We start from the raw sequence: 2,192 nt of genomic DNA on the forward strand, positions 1-2,192 counted from the left end.
CGAGATTGTCCGCTGTCCAAATCGATTTCAGCTGTCGGCCGATGCGCTTGCGGATCTCATTTCGTCCGGGCCGATGCCGATAGCCGAGAGCACAGCGACGTCGCGTACGATCCCGCCGTGGCGCATCTTCTCGTACCGCGCGTCGAGGATGAGATACTTGATCTGGCCGAGCGGACGGTCGCGCCAAGCCGCCAGATCCTCATCGAGCAGCTTGCCGGCACGACTGACCTGCGAGGATGAAAGGCTCTCGATGCCGAACTCGCGCATCACCGCCTCCACATCGCGGGTGGACCCGAAGTTCGACAACAAATCGCGGAAAATCGCTGCTCGTGATTTCTCGAGTCCATAGTTTTCAATGGGTTACTGCGCCGGACCACCTCGTTCTGGCGAAGTCTTGTTGTAACACGTTCTGCGGTTAAACCCCATTGTGTGTTGCGGTGAAGTGGGTTTATTGTTCGCCCAATGTATACGCGCATCTCAAAGTCAGGCGGTCGCAGCTATCTCCAGCTGGTGGAGGGTCATCGCGACGCGGAAGGAAAGGTCAGGATCAAGGTGGTCGCCAACCTCGGCCGCCTGGACAGACTGTCGCCAGAGAAGCTGGACCCGCTGATCAATGGGCTGAACAGAGCCGTCGGGCGCCTTGAGAACACGGCACATGAGATCACACACGACCCCGCACGCACCTATGGCACCGTCTTCGCACTTCATGAGCTGTGGAAAGATCTCGGGTTCGACCGGGCCCTGAACCGGGCGCTGCGCTCGGGCAAGCGCAGCATCGACGTAGAAGCGCTCGTGCGCGCCATGGTGTTCAACCGGCTTTGCGACGCCACAAGCAAACTGGGCTGCCTGCGCTGGCTGGAAACAGTGGCGATGCCGGCAATGCCGGAAACCGTGACACATCAGCATCTGCTGCGGGCGATGGATGCCCTGATGGACAACGCTGAGGCGGTCGAAAGCGCCCTCGCACGCCAGATCCGCCCGCTTGTGGATCATGAACTCACGATGGTCTTCTATGACCTGACGACCGTGCGCATCCATGGCGAAGCGCGGCTCGAAGATGACATCCGCGCCTTTGGCATGAACAAGGAAACTGGCGGCATCGCACGGCAATTCGTGCTGGGGGTTGTCCAGACCGCTGAGGGCCTGCCGCTCATGCACACGGTCCATCCCGGCAATATGGCCGAGACCAGGACCCTGCAGGGGATGCTCTCGACCGTCATGCAGCGCTTCCCGATCCAGCGCATCATTCTCGTTGCAGATCGCGGGCTGCTCAGCCTGGACAACATCCATCACCTGACAGACATGGCCGACAAGGACGGGCGCAAGCTCGAGTTCATCCTGGCCGTGCCTGCGCGCCGCTACAGCGACCTGCTCGAAACCTTTCAGAGCTTCGACTTCAGCGCAGGCGACGGGCTGCGCGAGGCCAGCTTTGAAGGTCACCGCCTGATCGTTGCGCATGATGCCACACGCGCGCTCGATCAGGGTGAGGCCCGCCGGGCGCGGATCAACGAGCTGGAGGCCATGGGAAACGCCATGGTGGCCAGGCTGGATGCCCAGGACGACGGCAAGAGCGCGCGCGGGCGGCGGGCGTCAGACCGGGGTGCCTATAGCCGTTTCGTGCGTGCCATCGCCGATGCCGAGCTTACCCGCTTCATCAAGGCAGACTTCACCGCAGATCGTTTCAGCTGGGACGTGGACGAAAAGGCGATCGCCCGCGCGGCCCTTTTTGACGGCAAACTGGTCCTGCTGACCAATGTCGCCGAGATCTCACCGGCCGACGCAGTCGCGCGCTACAAGGCGTTGGCAGACATCGAGCGCGGCTTTCGCGTGCTGAAATCCGATATCGAGATCGCGCCGGTTCATCACAGGCTACCTGACCGTATCCGCGCGCATGCCCTGATCTGCTTCCTGGCGCTTACCCTTCACCGCGTCATGCGCATGCGCCTGAAGGCCAGGGGTCATAATGCGAGCCCACAGGTCGTCCTCGACATCCTGTCGCGCATCCAGAAACACACGGCCTATGCCGGAAGCCGCAGTTTCCATGGCATCAGCAAAACCACACCGGAGCAACTGAACCTCTTCGACATTCTCGACCTGCCAAAACCCGCCTGACGGCGCTCCTGTTGTAACATTTTTGGCCATTCGGCCTGAATGAAATCAATTGCTTAGCGGTTTTGCTGTCGAACTTGGGG

2 protein-coding genes are annotated in these 2,192 nt (G+C 61.1%); one reads left to right on the plus strand and one right to left on the minus strand.

What is annotated here, in order from left to right; all coding sequences use genetic code 11:
- Positions 1-27: 27 nt before the first annotated feature.
- Positions 28-309 carry a transposase gene (locus ACEW8G_RS15025; protein ID WP_373489207.1) on the minus strand — a complete coding sequence of 94 codons (282 nt, stop codon included), beginning with the start codon at positions 307-309 and terminating at the stop codon, positions 28-30.
- 153 nt (positions 310-462) lie between these two features.
- On the opposite strand from ACEW8G_RS15025, the gene ACEW8G_RS15030 reads away from it, so the two are divergent.
- Positions 463-2,112, plus strand: a complete 1,650-nt coding sequence (locus tag ACEW8G_RS15030; RefSeq protein WP_373489208.1) for an IS1634 family transposase — start codon at positions 463-465, stop codon at positions 2,110-2,112.
- Positions 2,113-2,192 lie beyond the last annotated feature (80 nt).

Origin of the sequence: Blastomonas sp., from assembly GCF_041747255.1 — a bacterium.
Lineage (GTDB): Bacteria > Pseudomonadota > Alphaproteobacteria > Sphingomonadales > Sphingomonadaceae > Blastomonas.

Bases quoted from the DNA above. Each gene is read 5' to 3' on its own strand.
- ACEW8G_RS15030 (WP_373489208.1), top strand. From the start codon at position 463: ATGTATACGCGCATCTCAAAGTCAGGCGGTCGCAGCTATCTCCAGCTG.